The organism is Flammeovirga pacifica, assembly GCF_000807855.2.
Lineage (GTDB): Bacteria > Bacteroidota > Bacteroidia > Cytophagales > Flammeovirgaceae > Flammeovirga > Flammeovirga pacifica.
In genome coordinates, this window is record NZ_JRYR02000001.1 from 3,885,663 (window position 1) to 3,903,933 (window position 18,271).

Here is an 18,271-nt window from a genome sequence, read left to right on the forward strand (position 1 = left end):
GGGTGATTTTTATGAGAAATAATAAAAAAAGCAGCCATATAATTATGACTGCTATCTTAAAAAAATACGATCAACAAAGATTTTACATTCTTTTCAATCCCTTTTTTACTTGTTGATAATCCAAGAAATACATCAATCTTACAGATACAGTATTGACTTGAGGTTCTTTCCATAACTCATCAATGTTTTCTCTGAAATTATAATGAGAGTTATGTGTATTATGACCTAATTGATTTCTCCACATAGCTGTAAAAAAGCTACCTGGAAGGAACTCCCAGCTATAAGTCAATTCTACATTAAAGTTATTATAGTTGGCGTCATGTTCTTTTTCTCCATCCTCGTTTATATCATTATAATCAGTAGGAAATAAATCACCTTCTTTAGAGAGGTTATAAAATTGATCATAATTTACTCTTCTCCAATAATGTCTTAGTCTGAATGTGAGGAACATTTTAGGGTTGAAGATATATGAGGTCCAAAAGTTATTCTCTAATGTTTGTACATCACGATTTCCGTAAATAACAGACTCTACATCGTCATTTTCGTCCTTTAGAGTGGTAGTGTATCCTTTTTCATTCTCATGGGTATTCCAAGATATTTGATGATTAAGGTCGAGTTTATCGTTCACTCTTAAAGTTTGACCATATCTATAATAATTATCGAGTTGATTAAAGTCAGGTCTTTGCCAAACTGAAGCTCTTACGCTGATGGAATATTTCTTACTTCCGTTTGAACTAATAGTTACTCCTGCATCTTGAGAAGGTAAACGTTTAAATCTATATCCCTCTTCTCGAGGATCAAAATAATCATAGCTTAAGCCCGGTGTAACTGATGCATTTGCATATACACTCCAAAAATTCTTGAATAACATGTCTCCATCCGCCCAAACTCTTCTTGAGGTAAAAACTCTAGGATTATAAAGGTGGTCTTGGTCATAACCCACTCTACCCCAAAATCTTTGATAAATACCTCTAGCTTTAAATTGATTCCATTGTGTATTTGCACGGAAATTCATGGAATTGTTAGAACCATTGTAACCCATATCATTAGGGTTGTAAGTGTCTGATTCTACATTGGTAGAAACCCAATATCTCCAATTACCAGATACTTTACCGTGTCCAACATCAAAACGATGTCCTAATACAGTATTTGCATTTTCAGTAATATTCCCTTCATCATCTTTTTGAGCAGAAAAGAATTCCTGACTTAATGCTCCCATTGCCCTAAATCTGAATTTATTATTTCTGTCATATAAATCAGTATGAGCAGTTGTTACATTAGAGTTTTTATATCCTTCGCCTCTATAAACATTGGTATTGATTACACCAATTGTTGAGTTATTTGGGAGGTTTTGATCAATGGCGATAATATTAAAATTGGTTACAGGGTCAGCATCAACGGTTCTTGTTGTTCCTGATAAAGTATCTTCTATTATGCCAAAAGTAGAATTAGTAACAGAGTTTAATATACCTACACCAAGACCTTTCTCAGTTCTACCAGTTAATTTAACAGAGTTGACTAAGGGTGCATCAGTAGGTCTATATTTATATTCTTCATTAGCTTGCAGTAAATCATCAGACGGCGTATTATGATTTTGACCAATCCTTCTAGAATAAAATTGATTCCATCGATTAAAAATGGTCGTTCCTTGAGTAAAGAAGTTTCGAAACTCTCCAAATCGAACCTCATAAGCGGAAAGGTTTAATACTTCATTATCAGCTTGTACTTGAGAAAAATCAGGAACTAAACTCACATCTAATGTGAAACTTTGTCCTAGTCCTAGTTTTAAATCAGCACCACCAGAAAATGTATTGGCTACTTTTGATGAACCTTGTTTACCTACTACCACATTACTCACATAAGGAGATAATGTTAATCTTAATGGAGGTTTGATGTCGTATAAGCCACGCAAAGAACCAAATTGATTAACATAGCCTTGTTTTTCAGCATCAACATTATTCCAATAAGAAGTTTCGTTGTAACGTTGTATTACACGACCAAAATTAACACCCCATACTTGTTCTTTGGCATTGGGCATTCTTAAAGCTCTATAGGGTATGGCAATTTCACAAGCCCAACCATTTTCATTTTTTTGAACAGCAGAAGACCAAACCTCATTCCAGTTACCATCCCAACCAGAGGTACCACGAATTCTATCACTTTGTACACCAGAGGCAGAAACAACAAACTCAAAACAATCTTGTTGTTTGTTATAAGTATCAAAAGAAACAAAAAAAGCATCTGCAGCACCGGCACCAGAATCTCGACCACCCAAGTTGGTTCTAATAGAATCAGGGGCAGTATCATACATTTGTGCCATTATATAAATAGCATAATCATCAAACGCTACTTGTACTCTAGTTTTCTGATTAGATTTTTGATTATTATTGGGCCAATTCTGAGTAAAATTCCCTTCAAAAAAGTATTTCTGAGCTTCCTCATTATTTAAGAAATGACCATTTAAACTAGCAGTTAGATTGGTCATATTTAATGGATCTTTCCAAACTTCATCATCTAAAACTCCATCAATTTTTGGAGCATGATGAGTAGGCCAGGCATGAAGATTCATTCTGTGTAATTGTGCAAATAAGATATTAGGTAATAATATCACACACACTAAAAGGATATATCGTTTAAAGGCAGTCAAGTGATTAGAAAAGTTTATTTTCAGTAAGTTAATAGTGATTATACTCGTAACTTATTTAGCGTTTGAAACAAATTATTTAGACTATAGTTTAGCACTTACAATTTGTATATTTAAAGGTATTAAATCAAGCACGTTAATCAATGTTAACTAATTTTATCAATTGACGTACTCAAAGGTTGGGTTCTTTAATATTCATTATGAATTTAAATTGTAAGTAGATGAGATTTAGTGAGATATGGAAGTGTTTTTAACCTCATAAAATTAGATGAAAAGTAAGTTTGAATCACAATCAATTCTAAACAAAATTGTTGATTGTAGATGGAAGTAGTATTTTTGCTAGTTAAACACTTACTGTTAGAGGTGGTATGCAATGTTTTATTTCAGATAACTACATGTGCACCTACTCTAAAAAATCAAAAAATGAATCATTAAGCTCAGAAATAGGAGGACTGAAAATCCTCAACCTTCTGTCTTAAATTCCTAAAGTAATGAGCGATTTAATTAAGGATATCAACTTTGTAGGAGACGATGTTGATAAGAAAGCAGTGTCTTGTGATATGAAAATTACAGAAGATACTGCTAAAGAAGGGCAACGTAAGCTTTACATAGAAAGCTACGGTTGCCAAATGAATTTCTCTGATTCAGAAATTGTAGCTTCTGTTATGCAGGAGAACAATTTTGGAACAACAAAAGATGTAGAAGAAGCAGATTTAGTTTTCTTAAATACCTGTTCTATTCGTGAAAAAGCAGAACTAACGGTTAGAAAACGTTTAACGGTCTTCAACAAAATTAAAAAGAGAAAGCCCGGAATGATTATCGGAGTGCTTGGTTGCATGGCCGAACGTTTGAAAACTCAATTATTGGAAGAAGAAAAAATGGTAGATATCGTGGCAGGACCTGATTCTTACCGTGATCTTCCAAAACTTGTTGGCGAAGTTGATGAAGGAGATAAAGGCGTAAATGTATTTTTATCGAGAGATGAAACTTATGCAGATATTGCTCCTGTTCGTTTAAATTCGAATGGCATTACAGCATTAATCTCTATTATGAGAGGTTGTGATAACATGTGCTCGTTCTGTGTTGTTCCATATACAAGAGGTAGAGAGCGTTCGAGAGATCCTCATTCTATTGTAAAAGAGGCTCAAGAATTATTTGATCAAGGGTATAAAGAAGTCACTTTATTAGGTCAGAATGTAGACTCTTACAAATGGTCTGATGAAGAAAACAATAAAGCTCGACTTGAAAAGAAAGAGAAAAGTGATAAAGTAGAAGAGGTGGTTAATTTTGCTAACCTATTAGAAATGGTAGCTAAAGTATCTCCTGAACTTCGTATTCGCTTCTCGACATCCCACCCAAAAGACATTACTGATGATGTGCTTTACACTATAAAGAAGTACGAAAACATCTGTAAGTTTATTCACCTTCCTGTTCAATCGGGTAATTCAAGAATTTTAGATTTGATGAACCGTACTTATGATAGAGAATGGTACATCAATAGAATAGATAAGATTCGTGAAATATTGGGTGATGAATGTGGTGTTTCTTCTGATATGATTTCTGGTTTCTGTTCGGAAACTGAAGAAGAACATCAAGATACATTATCTCTTATGGAGTATGTTGAGTTCGATTTTAGTTATATGTTCTTCTATTCTGAGCGTCCTGGTACTTTGGCCGAGAAGAAACTTGAAGATGATATTCCTGAAGTAGTAAAGAGACGTAGATTACAAGAAATTGTAGATCTACAAAGAAAACATGCTGCAAAACGTAATGCTTTGAACATCGGACAAACGCAAAAAGTTTTGATTGAAGGTGTGTCTAAACGTTCTGAAGAACATTTCCAAGGAAGAAATTCACAAAACAAAGTGATTGTTTTCCCGAAAGGAGATGCGAAAATCGGAACATATGCTAACGTAAAAGTGCATGATTGTACAACAGGTACATTATTAGGTACAATAGTTTAATTGATACAAACACTATAATAGTAGTGTTACTAACCTAAGTTCGGTAAAAAATATTTTTATTCGAACCCTAGGTGAATATAAAATACGATGTTCTAAAATTAGGGCATCGTATTTTTTTGTATATTCGGTAAAGCATATAGCCCCATAAACAGCATTTTATCACCCCATTGGTGTAAACCCATAAATGATATGTTGATCGAATTCTCAGTGACCAATTTTAGGTCTATTAAAAATGAACAAACACTATCTCTTTTGCCCTCCTCAAGAGTTAGAAAAAATACCTTGGATAATAGATTATTAGTACATAAAAGATACCCTCAAACAGAGACCTTAGCTTCGGCGGTTGTTTTTGGTGCGAATGCCTCAGGGAAAAGTAATTTATTGAGAGCATTAGAGGCGTTGTCTGTTATTGTACAAGAAGGACATGAAAGTGCCATTGGCGAAGGGGCAAAAGCCTATGTTCCTTTTCGATTAGACCGCTTTTCAAGAGATTTGCCCACTGAGTTTTATATCCGGTTTATTGCAATTGATGGTATTCAATATGAATATGAACTAGCTAGAGATGCAGAAAATATAACAAAAGAGGCTTTATATGCTTACCCTAAAAATAGAAGAGTAAAACTTTTTGAAAGGGAACAAAATATTCCAGTTGTTTTTGGTAAAAAATTAAAAGGGGATAAGCAATCTATTGCTCGTCATGTAATGCCTTATCAGTTATTCTTAGCAAAAGGTGCACAATTAGGATTGGAACAGTTAAGAGCCCCATGGGAATTTTTCAAGAATCATTTAAGGGCATATATTTTATATAAATCCGTTTACGATGATGCTCTTTTACAAGGTATTGCCAAACATATTGTAAATGATGAAAGTGGGCGTTTTCTAAATAATCTGAGTCAGCTTGTAAATAATGCAGATACAGGTATAAAAGGGATTGATGTTATACAAGAAGATTCCGAATTAATGGGGCTTTTTGAAGGTAGACGTCGATATCAAATAAAAACAATACACCATTCCGAAGATGAAGATCAAAAAGTACTTTTTGATTTAAAAGAAGAATCTATTGGTACAAGAAAGTTGGTTGCATTAGGTGGATTAATCTTAAGAGTTTTGGAGGCAGGTGATACTTTAGCAATTGACGAATTAGATCAAAGTATGCACCCTCATTTGACTAGGGCATTAATTAAACTATTTCATAATCCTAGAACTAATCCAAGGAGAGCACAATTGATTTTTTCTACACATGATGCATCATTGTTAAATAACGATTTATTTAGATTTGACCAAGTGTTTATTTCTGAGAGATCAGAAGAGGGAGTAACAGAAATATCGTCTGTTTCTGATGTTCCAAACTTGAAAAAAGAATTGCCATTAGAAGAATGGTATTTAACAGGGAAGTTTGGAGGTACACCTGCGATTAATCAGTTTGGTTTGGATTTCGATTTTAACGTGGGAGGGGATCATGAGAAATAGAAGAAGGGATAAGACTAGAGCATTAAGACAGAGAGTATTAATTCTTTGCGAAGGTGCTAAAACGGAACCAAATTACTTTAATAGTTTAAAGCAAGATTCTTCTAAAAAGAGGTACCTAACAGCTGTGGATGTAGAAGTTTATCAACCTAAAAGTCATTCCCCTTTAGGATTGGTAAGAGAAGCCATTATAAAAAAGAAAAGGGCATTAACAAAAGGAAATCCTTATGAAACGATATGGTTGGTGTTTGATAGAGATTATCATAAGCATATAGAAGAGGTAATTATGATGGCAGGGCAAAATGACATCCGTGTGATAATATCAAATATATGTTTTGAAATTTGGTTCCTCCTTCATTATGAGAATATAGATATCAATAAACATTTCCTGAAGTGTGGGAATGTGATCAAATATATCCAACAAAAATATGTCCCGAGGTATCATAAAAACGGAAAGAACTATCACCAGTTAAAAGAAATGACACCTACGGCAATAGATAGAGCAAGAAAGATGGAAGATGTTTTTGAAACAGGTGTGTTGTCTCATTTGAAATTTCATGAAAGAGAACCTTACACCAATGTGTATATTTTAGTAGAATACTTATTAGATCTTTAGCTCAATCCGAAAGTTTGCCAAATCATACTTTTAACAAAATAACCCACTGTTATGATAATTCCGCTCAAGATCAAAAATATAAATGCAGTGAAAATGATTAACCCTGTTGAGTTTTTATTGACTTGATGAATCGCTTCTGGATTTTTCTCATAATACCCTTCCAACATTTTTAAATTGTTTCTATTGGCACGATAAAAAATATCTAGAAAATCGCCTAATGCGGGTACTAATCCTATTAAATAATCAATCAGTAAATTAAAGGCCATAGCCAGAATTAAACGTATTGGTAAGCCATTTCTCGCTACACTAAACAAAGCAATACCAGAGACTATCACAGACACCGTATCTCCAACCACAGGAAGCATTCCTATTAATGCATCTCCACCAATAGAAAACTTAGTACCAGGGATAGGAATCGCTTCATCCATGATACTACTAATTCTTTTTAGTGTTTTGTAGGAAGGATCGTTTGTATATTCTTTAGATTGAGTTGTCATATTATTCAAATAGTCTTTTTTTTTACTTAATTTGTAATAAAAATAACATAAACACCTAAGATGAAAAACTTATTCGGAGCAATAGCTTTATTTTTTACACTTTTTTTCTCTATCTCTGTTTCTGCACAAACTTATAATTATGTTGATGATTCAGATGAAAAGAAAGAAGAAAATCAGAAACAATTAAAAGAACCCACACAGGAAGAAGTGAATGCTTTGAAACAGCAAAACGAATCTGGAGGAAGCCTTAAAGATAAAATATTCTTTGGAGGTGGTTTAGGTTTTGGTTTTTCTAATATCTATACTCAAGTAGCTGTATTACCAATGGTAGGTTACATGGTGACAGATAACTTTCAGGTAGGTTTAGGTTTTGTATATGAGTACTACGAAAGAAAAGATATTACCTACAAAGAAAATAATTATGGTATCAGACCATTTATGCGTTACATGATTCCTATAAGAGATGGTCTAAGAATATTTCCACAAGCAGAATATTATGGTTTTAGTAATAACTATAAATACCGTAATACTAGAGGTGAATTAGAAGAAGGAAGTGTTTGGAGAGATCAGTTTTTAATTGGTGGTGGTGTTTCTCAAGGTATAGGTCGAAAAGGAGGCGTAAATATTATTGCTCTTTATGATTTATCTTGGGATGATGATTCCTATTATAATTCTCCATGGGTGATTCGTTTAGAATTTGCGTTCTAAGCACATTTAAAATGTGAGAAAATATTAAAGAATTTGTAAAGCGGCTATTTAGTCGCTTTTTTTGAAGTATGAATGTTGAAATAAAAGAAATTAATGCAGCTCAAACATGGGCTATTCGACATAAAGTGATGTGGCCTAATGAACCTTTATCTTATGTAAAGATTCCTGATGATGATAAAGGGCAGCACTTAGGCTTGTTTGTAGATGATCAATTAACATCTGTCATCTCTTTATTTATGGATGAAGATAGAATGGTACAGTTCCGAAAATTTGCAACTTTAAAAGAGGAGCAAGGAAAAGGATATGGTGCTATTTTATTAAAAAAAGTAATTGAACTAGCGAAGGAAAGAGGAGCGAAATTATTATGGTGTAATGCTCGTGCCTCGGCAACAATATTGTATGAACGAGAAGGATTGAAACAAACAGATACCTCATTTATTAGAAAGGGGATATTATTTGTTCGAATGGAAAAAAAGCTAAGTTAGTATAAACAAACAGCTCCATTACTTTTAAGGTAATGGAGCTGTTTGTTTTTATTTTATGATTAAACTGCTTTCTAAAAACCTGCAGCTAATATTAAATCTAGATTCTTTAATGGTAAATCAAATTTTTCAGCAATTGCTTGATTAGTGATACTACCTCTATAAGTATAGACACCTTTAGCAAACCAAGGGTGACGGCGCATCATAGTATCTACTTTACATTCATCGCTTACTTTTAACAGAATTGGAGTAAAAATATTACTAATAGCAGCAGTGGCTGTTCTTGATACTCTAGAAGCAATATTTGGAACACAATAATGGATCACACCATGTTTCTTATATACAGGGTGTCTGTGGTTTGTAGGTTCAGAAGTTTCAAAACACCCTCCTTGGTCAATACAAACATCGATTATGATAGAATTTTCTCTCATGCCCATCACCATTTCTTCAGTTACGATAGAAGGAGTTCTAGATCCATGAGTATGAATAGCACCAATTACAATATCAGCTCTGCTTAAAGCTTCATCGATAGACGTACTATCAAAAGCAGATGTAAAAAGGTGGGGGTTATTTAATTCCTTTTTTAAACGTCTTAGTTTATAGATGGCATTATCAAAAACTTTTACTTCAGCTCCCATGCCAATTGCTGTTCTAGCGGCAAACTCTGCAACGGTACCCGCTCCAAGAATAACAACCTTTGAAGGAGGAACACCAGTGATACCCCCTAATATAATCCCTTTACCTCCATTGTAGCTACTAAGATATTCAGCAGCAATCAACATCACAGTACTACCTGCAATTTCACTCATTGCACGAACAAGAGGAAGTCCACCTACTTTGTCCTCGATCAATTCAAAACCTAAAGCAGTTACTTTTTTCTTATTCAATGCTTCTAGTACTTCTTTTTTGATATCACGTAGGTGAATGGCGGAAATAATGGTTTTACCTTGTTTCATGTGATTGACTTCTTCCACTGTAGGAGAAGAAATCTTGATCACTAAGTCACATTCCATGACTTCTTTATGAGAATAGACGATGTTTGCACCCGCCTCTGAATATTCTTGATCGTCATGATTAATGTGTTGTCCGGCTTTGGATTCCACAAACACCTCACAGCCATTATTCACTAAAAGGGATACCGCACCGGGTCGTAACGCACAACGTTTTTCGTCGGGGTCCAATTCTTTAGGAACCCCTATTTTTAGAGGATTTCCTTTTTTATGAAGAGGACCTTCCATCACCTCTTGTGGGTGATATTGAAAATAACTTTCAGTGGCTTTATCAAAACCTTCACGTTGCTTGCCCATGTTTCTCCGTCTTAAAAAATTAAACGATGCGAATACTTATTTCCCTAGATGTTTCATCAATAGGAACAATAGTTACTTCTGTACAATCTTCAGGTAATAATCTTTCTACTTTTGAAGGCCACTCGATAAGACATAGGTTGTCGCTATAGAGATACTCTTCAAATCCGATATCAAATGCTTCTGAAGGGTCTTTAATTCTGTACATATCAAAATGATAAACGGTGTCTGCCTTATCGGTCATATACTCGTTTACCAAAGCGAATGTTGGACTATTGACGTGGTCCATCACTCCCAATACTTCACAAATGGCTTTAATGAAAGTGGTTTTTCCTGCTCCCATTTCTCCATGAAATAACCAAACTTTCGATGAACCTTGTGCAAACTCAAGTATTTGTTTTGCAGCACTGTTCAGATCATCTATTGAGTTTGTGGTTATTTTTAACTTTTTCGTTTCCATAAGTGTCAAAGATAAATTATTCCATTGATCAAGAGTAATGATTACAGCTTATTTAATATTCATTTTCACTTCAAGGATATCAAATATCAGGTATTTATAGTGATTTATCGCTTAAGTATAAGTGGGGATACTTAAATATTAAATAGATTACTTTCATTAATTGCTTTGTTCGGGTGATGAATTTACTTAAAAATTTTGTTTGAAAGATCATCAATAGGTAAAATATTGACGTTTACCGTCTTCATCAATAAAAAAAGCCTTCAAATCTTAAAGAAATGAAGGCTTTTTTTATTTTTTTGATGGATTAGAAACTAGAGAAAGTAATACCTATAGTATAAGGAGTACTATCTAATGTTACCGGTCCGTTTGTATTTACAACTGCATTTTCTTTAAACGTTTCAGTAAACCCGTAAGCACAGAAGAAGTTGATCCATTTGTATCCAATTCTACCTACAAACTGACCTCTGAAATCATTTAAATTAAAGTTTCCTTTATCTTTTGAGATTCTTGTATCTCCGTTGGTTTCATGCTTTACTTTAGTATGACTAGCGAACATGTAACCAAATTTAGCACCCACAGCTAAACGGAAGGCGTCTTTTCCTGGGTGTGTTCTAAACCTAAATTCTAATGGGATCTCAACATAGTTGGCTACCATTTTCGATTTTTTAGTATTATCGTAAAATGAATTGGTGTCAAGTATTTGAGTTTCATCCATACTCTTTCCTATTGTTTGACCATTTTTAAAGAAAAAGTTATCAGCTGAATAGCCAATACCAGGGTTGAATGTAAATTGTCCACTACTCGTTAAAGTAAACTCATACATATAAGAGATTGAAATTGATCTTGATTGAGATTCAAGAGGTAAGCCGCTATCATCAGCCCAATTAGTAAGGCCAAGATCAATGTATATATTTCCTGGGATTTTAGATAAAGGGTTTTGGCCAAATAAATGGATAGATATTAGGCAAAAAAAGAATGCTAGACTGAGCTTTTTCATAATTTGTTTTTTGATATGCTAATCAAAGATAAAAGATCGTAGCGAAAAATTTATAGAAGAGATGTATTTTGTATGACTTTCTTTACTCTTTAAAAGTGAAGTCTATCTATCGGCTACAAATGATATACTTTGAACAGGGAATTAATTTGACTTTAACAATAAATGATATTCTATCACTTTCTTCTTTTTAGAAAATTGAAAATCAACTTTGGACAATTTTATCCATATTTTACTCAGAAAAAGGCTAAATATCAGATTATTAAGGAAGATTTAGAAAATCAACACTAAATAAAATAGATTGATTTACAGTGAGTTATAAAAATAAAAAGAGATATAGTGAAATATAAATGTTTTTTCATTGCGTTGAATAGAAAATTTGACTAATACTTTCTATATTTGCAAGTTCAAGAAAACCGCAAATTGCAAATGGCGTTCAGAAAAAACAAAAAGATCAACAACGATTTTACTTCGGTAACCGTGAGTTTGGCATCTCCAGAGTCAATCTTGGAGAGCTCGCATGGTGAAGTAACTCAACCAGAAACCATCAACTACCGTACTTACAAACCGGAGATGGGTGGTTTATTCTGTGAAAGAATTTTCGGTCCTGTGAAAGACTGGGAATGTCACTGTGGTAAATACAAGCGTATCCGTTATAAGGGTATTATTTGTGACCGCTGTGGTGTAGAAGTAACAGAGAAGAAGGTTCGTCGTGAGAGAATGGGTCATATCCAACTTGTAGTGCCTGTAGCACACATTTGGTACTTCCGTTCTTTACCGAACAAAATTGGTTACCTATTAGGTTTACCAACGAAGAAACTTGATCAAATCATTTATTACGAGCGCTATGTAGTTATCCAAGAAGGTGTAAAAGCTGCAGATGGTATCGCTAAAATGGACTTCCTTACTGAGGATGAGTACCTAGATATCATGGATAAACTTCCTAGCGAAAACAGACAATTAGAAGACGATCATCCAGATAAATTCATCGCTAAGATGGGTGCAGAGGCATTAGAAATGCTATTGTCTCGTACAAAATTGGATGACATGGCCGCAGCATTGCGTGACCAAGCAAATAACGATACTTCACAACAACGTAAGGCAGAAGCTTTAAAGCGTCTTCGTGTTGTTGAGGCATTCAGAGATGCGAGAACGAGAATTGAGAACCGTCCTGAGTGGATGGTAATCCGTATGGTTCCTGTAATTCCACCAGAATTACGTCCATTAGTACCTCTAGATGGTGGTCGTTTCGCAACATCAGATTTGAACGACTTGTACAGAAGAGTAATCATCCGTAACAACCGTCTGAAGCGTCTGATAGATATCAAAGCACCAGAAGTAATTTTACGTAACGAGAAGCGTATGCTTCAAGAAGCAGTTGACTCATTATTTGACAACTCTCGTAAAGTTAATGCAGTGCGTTCTGATGGTAACCGTCCATTGAAATCACTTTCAGATATGTTGAAAGGTAAGCAAGGTCGTTTCCGTCAAAACTTATTAGGTAAGCGTGTGGACTACTCAGGTCGTTCTGTAATTGTAGTAGGTCCAGAGCTTAAATTACACGAGTGTGGTCTTCCTAAGAATATGGCAGCTGAATTATTCAAGCCGTTCATTATTCGTAAGTTGATCGAGCGTGGTATCGTAAAAACGGTAAAATCAGCGAAGAAAATCGTTGACCGTAAAGATCCAGTAGTTTGGGATATCCTTGAAAACGTATTGAAAGGTCATCCAGTACTACTAAACCGTGCCCCTACTCTTCACAGATTGGGTATCCAAGCTTTCCAACCGAAATTAATCGAGGGTAAAGCAATCCAATTACACCCATTGGTAACAACAGCCTTCAACGCCGATTTCGATGGTGACCAGATGGCCGTTCACGTACCACTAGGACATGAAGCAGTTTTAGAGGCATCTCTATTGATGTTAGCATCGCATAACATCCTTAACCCTGCAAATGGTAAACCTATCGCCGTTCCTTCTCAGGATATGGTATTAGGTCTTTATTATATGACAAAAGGTCGTCGTACTACTGACACAGAAACTGTGAAAGGTGAAGGTAAGACGTTCTACTCTTCTGAAGAGGTGATCATTGCATTGAACGAAGGAGCAATCTCTCGTCACTCATGGATCAATGTCAAAACAAAAGTATTGAATGACGAAACTGGCGAGTTAGAGGAGAAATTCATCGAAACTGTTGCTGGTCGTGTGTTATTCAACCAACACGTTCCTGAAGAAGTAGGTTTCGTTAACGAACTACTTTCTAAGAAAGCTTTACAGGTAATTATCGCGAAAGTGGTAGATATCGTAGGTATGGCACGTGCAGCTCAATTCTTAGATGATATTAAGCACGAAGGTTTCCAAATGGCCTATAAAGGTGGTTTGTCATTCGGTCTTGATGAAATCATTATTCCTAAGGAGAAAGTTGATTTAATCGAAAGTGCGAAAGGTGAAGTTGATATTATTCGTAACAACTTCATGATGGGTCTTATCACTGATAACGAACGTTACAACCAAGTAATTGACGTTTGGACGAAAACCAACAACACGTTGACGTCTACAGTAATGACTCAAATGGAAGAGGATAACCAAGGATTCAACTCAATCTATATGATGATGCACTCAGGAGCCCGTGGTTCAAGAGAGCAAATTCGTCAGTTAGGTGGTATGAGGGGTCTAATGGCGAAACCTCAAAAGAACTTGGGTGGTGCTTCAGCAGCCAACATTATTGAAAACCCAATTCTTTCAAACTTTAAAGAAGGTCTTGACGTATTAGAGTACTTTATCTCTACTCACGGTGCTCGTAAAGGTCTTGCAGATACAGCCTTGAAAACAGCCGATGCGGGTTACCTAACTCGTCGTTTGGTAGATGTTGCTCAAGATGTAGTTGTAACAGAAGTTGATTGTGGTACTCTAAGAGGATTGACAGTAACAGCATTAAAAGAGAACGATGAGATTAAGGAGCCATTGAGCGATAGAATCGAAGGTCGTACTTCTTTAAATGATGTAGAGCATCCTGAAACTGGAGAAATCATTGTTTCAGCAACTGGTTTGATTACTCAAGAAATTGCTCTTGAAATCGAAGAAGCAGGTATTGAAGAAGTAGAAGTACGTTCTGTACTTACTTGTGAAACTCGTAAAGGTGTTTGTGAGAAATGTTACGGTAAAAACCTTGCAACTGGCGGTGTAGCTGGTAAAGGTGAATCTGTAGGTGTAATCGCAGCACAATCAATTGGTGAGCCTGGTACTCAGCTTACACTACGTACGTTCCACGTCGGTGGTGTGGCATCCAACATTGCAATTGATGCTTCATTGAAAGCGAAGAAAGGAGGTAAAGTTACTTTCGAAGAAATGCGTTCAGTGAAATCAAAAGATGCAAACGGTGATGCTAAAGATGTAGTAATGGCACGTACTGCTGAAGTGAATGTTATTGACGAAGAAGGTAAAGTTGCTTTCAATGCTCACGTTCAATATGGTTCTTACCTTCACGTGAAGGAAGGTGATACTATTGAAGAAGGTGATGTAATCTGTAACTGGGATCCATTCAACGCAGTAATCCTTGCTCAGTACAACGGTGTTACTGAATTCGAAGCAATCGAAAAAGATATTACTTATCGAGTAGAAACAGACGAAATGACTGGCTACGAAGAGAAAGTAATTATTGATACTAAAGACAAGACGAAAAACCCAATCATCCATATCGCAGGCGATAAAGGTGAAACGGTAGCGTCCAACCTTCCAACTGACGCTCGTATGATCGTTGAGGATGGTCAGAAAGTACAAGCAGGTGATATCCTTGTGAAGATTCCTCGTTCTGCGGGTAAATCACGAGATATTACGGGTGGTCTTCCTCGTGTAACGGAATTATTCGAAGCACGTAACCCATCATCTCCAGCTGTAGTTTCTGAAATTGACGGTATTGTTTCTTACGGTGCAGTAAAACGTGCTAACCGTGAGTTATTCGTAGAATCACGTGACGGTGTTAGACGTCGTTACATGGTGAACTTGTCGAAACATATTTTAGTGCAGGAAAATGACTATGTGAGAGCAGGTATGCCTCTTTCAGATGGTGCAATTACTCCTGCAGACATCTTGAAAATCTCAGGTCCTACTGCAGTACAGGAATACCTAGTGAATGAAATTCAAGATGTATATCGTTTACAAGGTGTGAAGATCAACGATAAGCATATCGAGGTGATTGTACGCCAAATGATGCAAAAAGTAGTTATCGAAGATAATGGTGATACTACGTTCTTGCCAGGTCAGGTAGTAGAGAAATTTACTTTCCGTGAAGAAAACGACAAAGTGCTTAGCATGAAAATCGTTACTGATGCGGGAGACTCGGCAAATTACAAAGCAGGTGCTCTTATCTCATTCCGTGAAATGAGAGATGAGAATTCTACTTTGAAACGTAGAGACATGAAAGAAATGAAAGTGCGTGATGCACAGCCAGCAATTTCAAGACCTACTCTTCAAGGTATTACTCAGGCATCATTGGATACGAAGTCGTTTATTTCAGCAGCCTCTTTCCAAGAGACAACTAAAGTGTTAAGTGAAGCTTCTATTAGAGGTAAGCGTGACGAACTAGTTGGTTTGAAAGAAAACGTAATTGTAGGTCACTTGATTCCTGCAGGTACTGGTCTTCGTGACTATGATGCGATCCGTGTAGGCTCTAAAGAAGAGTACGAAGCGTTGATCGATTCTAGAGAAAGACACACTATAAGCCATTCTGGTTTATAAAAATTTGCAAGCGGTTTTAAAAGCCTCTCATCGAAAGATGAGAGGCTTTTTCTTTATGTAATAGTTCATATTACGATAGAGTATATATGTATCACCTTTCTCTTTTATTTATTCAATAACAAATCAACTAAATTTTAATATAGTGTTGAATTTTATGAATGATCTGAACTTGAAGTGATGGATTAGAATTGTGGTTTACTGATAATCAGTGATATATGATTAAATAATGCAATTAAGGGTGATAGTGAATTTTATTTAAAATTGATACTATCATCCTTCATCTTATAATTATCTAAAGATGAAGTAAATGGAATTAAGTTCGGTGAAAAAGTATTTTAATACTGCTTGAGAACGTCATTATCAACAGATTATGATCTATTATTAAAATAAATCAATTAATTGATAGGCATAAATGAGAGATTTATAATTACACTGCATGCATACTATATTTGTACTATTCTAATAATCGACATTAATATTAACTCAAATCATCATTTTGAAATTAGACCTCATTATCATTACTCTATACTAAATTTTTCAGCTACTTAACTTTTATTGGGTGAAATCTTAAACCACTTTTTTATGATTTGTGTTATTTATAACATAAAACTACTTAAGACAAAGTTGTATTATCAAAGGTTGTAATTCACTTTCTTGAATAAGTGTAATTTTGAAACTTTTACAATAATCATACTATTAAATTTAAATAGTTTTAAAAAAGACGATCTTTTATTGTATATTTGCTAAACTATAGAATTCTAAAACAGTAGTTATTTGAATTCTTCGACAGACAAACTAACAATGTTAAGTAGGGTAGGGTGCCCTGCTCTATTAGAATAATACTATTTAAAATCGCATTGGTATGCTATTTGGAATTTTAAGAGAAAATGATCAACGTGTTGCAATTACACCAGAATTAGCAAATAAGTTTATTTCTGAAGGTCATCAAGTGTGTTTTGAAAAGGGTGCTGGTGAAAGTGCCTATTTTGACGATAGTACTTATACAACTATTGGTGCAGAAGAAAAATCAAGAGAGGAGGTTTTAAAATCTTCAAATGTTTTGATTACTATTTCACCGTTAGAAGAGAACGAAGTAAGCCAACTTCAATCTGGAGCGTTCTTATTCTCTTCTTTTCAACCTTTCCAGGATGCTTCTATTTGTGAGAGATATGCTAAAAACAACATCTCAGCATTTAGTTTTGATATGATCCCTAGAACAACGATTGCTCAATCAATGGACATCTTGTCTTCTATGGCATCAATTTCTGGTTATAAGGCGGTATTAAAAGCAACTGACTATTTACCTCGTTACATGCCAATGCTTTCAACAGCAGCAGGTACAGTACCTCCATCAAAAGTATTAATTATGGGTGCGGGTGTAGCTGGACTTCAAGCAATTGCTACTGCAAAAAGATTAGGAGCTCAAGTTGAAGCTTTTGATACAAGAGCAGCAGCAAAAGAAGAGGTACAATCATTAGGTGCTAAGTTTGTTGAAGTAGAAGGTGCTACTGATGATACTAATGCTGGTGGATATGCAGTAGAGCAAACTGAAGAATATAAAAAACGTCAAGCAGAATTAATCGCACAAAAGGTTGAAAAAGCCGATGTAGTGATTACAACAGCACAATTAAGAGGTCGTCCTGCACCAACTCTTATTACAGAGGATGCAGTGAAAACAATGAAACCAGGTTCTGTGATTGTCGATTTGGCATCATCAACAGGTGGTAACTGTGCAGTTACTGAAGATGACAAAGTAGTGAAAAAGCATGGAGTAACTATTATTGGTAACTCTAATCTTGCAGCTGAAATCAGTGAACAAGCATCAGTACTTTACAGTAAGAATATTCAAAATTATTTAAAATTAATGTTGACTCCAGAAGGGTTAAACTTTGATTTCTCTGATGTGATTATTCTTCAAAGCTGTATTGTTTATAAAGGTGAAGTAGTTTACGGTAACGAAGACAAACAAAAGTCTTTAGTTCCAGCACCAAAAGCTGAAGAAGCTACTGAACAAGCTGAAGCTTAATTTCTACTTAACAAACAAATCGGAAGACAACAATGGAATTAATTATAAATTTTCTAGATCAAAATACTCTAGCAATGTTATCATTGTTAGTATTAGCTTCATTCTTAGGAATGGAGATTATTGGTAAGGTACCAACTGTTTTGCACACGCCATTAATGTCTGGTGCAAACGCAATTTCAGGTGTCGTTGTAATCGGTGCAATTATCCTTATTCGTAAGGCTAATGCAGATGACTACTTAACTTTATCGTTAGGTTTTATCGGTATCGCTTTAGCAATGATCAACGTAGTAGGTGGTTTTGCAGTAACCAACAGAATGTTGGATATGTTCAAGAAAAAAGAACGTAAAGCTTAAGTTGAACTCTATAAATCTG

Annotated in this window: 13 protein-coding genes; 8 read left to right on the top strand and 5 right to left on the bottom strand. The window is 35.1% G+C overall.

The genetic code is table 11. The features are described 5' to 3' along the window. Positions 1-82: 82 nt before the first annotated feature. Positions 83-2,569 carry a DUF5916 domain-containing protein gene (locus NH26_RS15255; protein WP_052432225.1) on the bottom strand — a complete coding sequence of 829 codons (2,487 nt, stop codon included), beginning with the start codon at positions 2,567-2,569 and terminating at the stop codon, positions 83-85. A gap of 566 nt (positions 2,570-3,135) precedes the next feature. On the opposite strand from NH26_RS15255, the gene miaB reads away from it, so the two are divergent. From miaB to NH26_RS15270, 3 genes are all read left to right on the top strand, one after another. Next, positions 3,136-4,608: a tRNA (N6-isopentenyl adenosine(37)-C2)-methylthiotransferase MiaB gene (gene miaB / locus NH26_RS15260; RefSeq protein ID WP_044227474.1), complete on the top strand. Its 1,473-nt coding sequence runs from the start codon at positions 3,136-3,138 to the stop codon at positions 4,606-4,608. A 189-nt stretch (positions 4,609-4,797) separates the two neighbouring features. After that, complete coding sequence (locus tag NH26_RS15265) at positions 4,798-6,078, top strand: AAA family ATPase (RefSeq protein WP_052432226.1); 1,281 nt, start codon at positions 4,798-4,800, stop codon at positions 6,076-6,078. Then, positions 6,068-6,691, top strand: coding sequence for an RloB family protein (locus NH26_RS15270; RefSeq protein WP_052432227.1), 624 nt, complete (start codon positions 6,068-6,070; stop codon positions 6,689-6,691). The genes NH26_RS15265 and NH26_RS15270 overlap by 11 nt, the downstream gene beginning before the upstream one ends. On the opposite strand, the gene NH26_RS15275 is transcribed toward NH26_RS15270, so the two are convergent. Further along, on the bottom strand, positions 6,688-7,188 hold the full coding sequence (locus tag NH26_RS15275; protein WP_052432228.1) for a DUF4112 domain-containing protein: 501 nt from the start codon (positions 7,186-7,188) through the stop codon (positions 6,688-6,690). The genes NH26_RS15270 and NH26_RS15275 overlap by 4 nt on opposite strands. Before the next feature lie 60 nt (positions 7,189-7,248). Between NH26_RS15275 and NH26_RS15280 the strand changes: the two genes are divergently transcribed. Both NH26_RS15280 and NH26_RS15285 read left to right on the top strand, forming a co-directional pair. After that, the gene (locus NH26_RS15280; RefSeq protein WP_044227478.1) at positions 7,249-7,896 is read left to right on the top strand and encodes a hypothetical protein; all 648 of its coding nucleotides are present in this window, start codon (positions 7,249-7,251) and stop codon (positions 7,894-7,896) included. 68 nt (positions 7,897-7,964) lie between these two features. Continuing rightward, on the top strand, positions 7,965-8,381 hold the full coding sequence (locus NH26_RS15285) for a GNAT family N-acetyltransferase (protein WP_044227481.1): 417 nt from the start codon (positions 7,965-7,967) through the stop codon (positions 8,379-8,381). 71 nt (positions 8,382-8,452) lie between these two features. Here NH26_RS15285 and NH26_RS15290 read toward each other — a convergent pair whose 3' ends face one another. The 3 genes from NH26_RS15290 to NH26_RS15300 form a co-directional block, all read right to left on the bottom strand. Continuing rightward, positions 8,453-9,685 (bottom strand): alanine dehydrogenase, encoded by a 1,233-nt coding sequence (locus NH26_RS15290; protein ID WP_044227484.1) that lies wholly within the window; start codon positions 9,683-9,685, stop codon positions 8,453-8,455. 19 nt (positions 9,686-9,704) lie between these two features. After that, positions 9,705-10,142, bottom strand: a complete 438-nt coding sequence (gene tsaE, locus NH26_RS15295; protein WP_044227488.1) for a tRNA (adenosine(37)-N6)-threonylcarbamoyltransferase complex ATPase subunit type 1 TsaE — start codon at positions 10,140-10,142, stop codon at positions 9,705-9,707. Positions 10,143-10,446: 304 nt separating this feature from the next. Further along, the gene (locus tag NH26_RS15300; RefSeq protein ID WP_044227491.1) at positions 10,447-11,139 is read right to left on the bottom strand and encodes an outer membrane beta-barrel protein; all 693 of its coding nucleotides are present in this window, start codon (positions 11,137-11,139) and stop codon (positions 10,447-10,449) included. Between the two features lie 426 nt (positions 11,140-11,565). Between NH26_RS15300 and rpoC the strand changes: the two genes are divergently transcribed. The 3 genes from rpoC to NH26_RS15315 all read left to right on the top strand — a co-directional run bounded on the left by rpoC (position 11,566) and on the right by NH26_RS15315 (position 18,252). Further along, on the top strand, positions 11,566-15,873 hold the full coding sequence (rpoC, locus tag NH26_RS15305) for a DNA-directed RNA polymerase subunit beta' (RefSeq protein ID WP_044227494.1): 4,308 nt from the start codon (positions 11,566-11,568) through the stop codon (positions 15,871-15,873). An 862-nt stretch (positions 15,874-16,735) separates the two neighbouring features. After that, positions 16,736-17,899: a Re/Si-specific NAD(P)(+) transhydrogenase subunit alpha gene (locus NH26_RS15310; RefSeq protein ID WP_071397182.1), complete on the top strand. Its 1,164-nt coding sequence runs from the start codon at positions 16,736-16,738 to the stop codon at positions 17,897-17,899. A gap of 32 nt (positions 17,900-17,931) precedes the next feature. Beyond that, a complete protein-coding gene (locus NH26_RS15315; protein WP_044227497.1) occupies positions 17,932-18,252 on the top strand; it encodes an NAD(P) transhydrogenase subunit alpha in 321 nt (106 codons plus the stop codon). Positions 18,253-18,271 lie beyond the last annotated feature (19 nt).

Excerpts from the sequence above, each read along its gene's own strand:
- tsaE (WP_044227488.1), bottom strand. The coding sequence starts at position 10,142 with ATGGAAACGAAAAAGTTAAAAATAACCACAAACTCAATAGATGATCTG.
- NH26_RS15285 (WP_044227481.1), top strand. The coding sequence starts at position 7,965 with ATGAATGTTGAAATAAAAGAAATTAATGCAGCTCAAACATGGGCTATT.
- NH26_RS15255 (WP_052432225.1), bottom strand. The coding sequence starts at position 2,569 with ATGAATCTTCATGCCTGGCCTACTCATCATGCTCCAAAAATTGATGGA.
- NH26_RS15315 (WP_044227497.1), top strand. The coding sequence starts at position 17,932 with ATGGAATTAATTATAAATTTTCTAGATCAAAATACTCTAGCAATGTTA.
- NH26_RS15300 (WP_044227491.1), bottom strand. The coding sequence starts at position 11,139 with ATGAAAAAGCTCAGTCTAGCATTCTTTTTTTGCCTAATATCTATCCAT.
- NH26_RS15275 (WP_052432228.1), bottom strand. The coding sequence starts at position 7,188 with ATGACAACTCAATCTAAAGAATATACAAACGATCCTTCCTACAAAACA.
- miaB (WP_044227474.1), top strand. The coding sequence starts at position 3,136 with ATGAGCGATTTAATTAAGGATATCAACTTTGTAGGAGACGATGTTGAT.
- NH26_RS15290 (WP_044227484.1), bottom strand. The coding sequence starts at position 9,685 with ATGGGCAAGCAACGTGAAGGTTTTGATAAAGCCACTGAAAGTTATTTT.
- rpoC (WP_044227494.1), top strand. The coding sequence starts at position 11,566 with ATGGCGTTCAGAAAAAACAAAAAGATCAACAACGATTTTACTTCGGTA.
- NH26_RS15280 (WP_044227478.1), top strand. The coding sequence starts at position 7,249 with ATGAAAAACTTATTCGGAGCAATAGCTTTATTTTTTACACTTTTTTTC.
- NH26_RS15270 (WP_052432227.1), top strand. The coding sequence starts at position 6,068 with ATGAGAAATAGAAGAAGGGATAAGACTAGAGCATTAAGACAGAGAGTA.
- NH26_RS15310 (WP_071397182.1), top strand. The coding sequence starts at position 16,736 with ATGCTATTTGGAATTTTAAGAGAAAATGATCAACGTGTTGCAATTACA.
- NH26_RS15265 (WP_052432226.1), top strand. The coding sequence starts at position 4,798 with ATGTTGATCGAATTCTCAGTGACCAATTTTAGGTCTATTAAAAATGAA.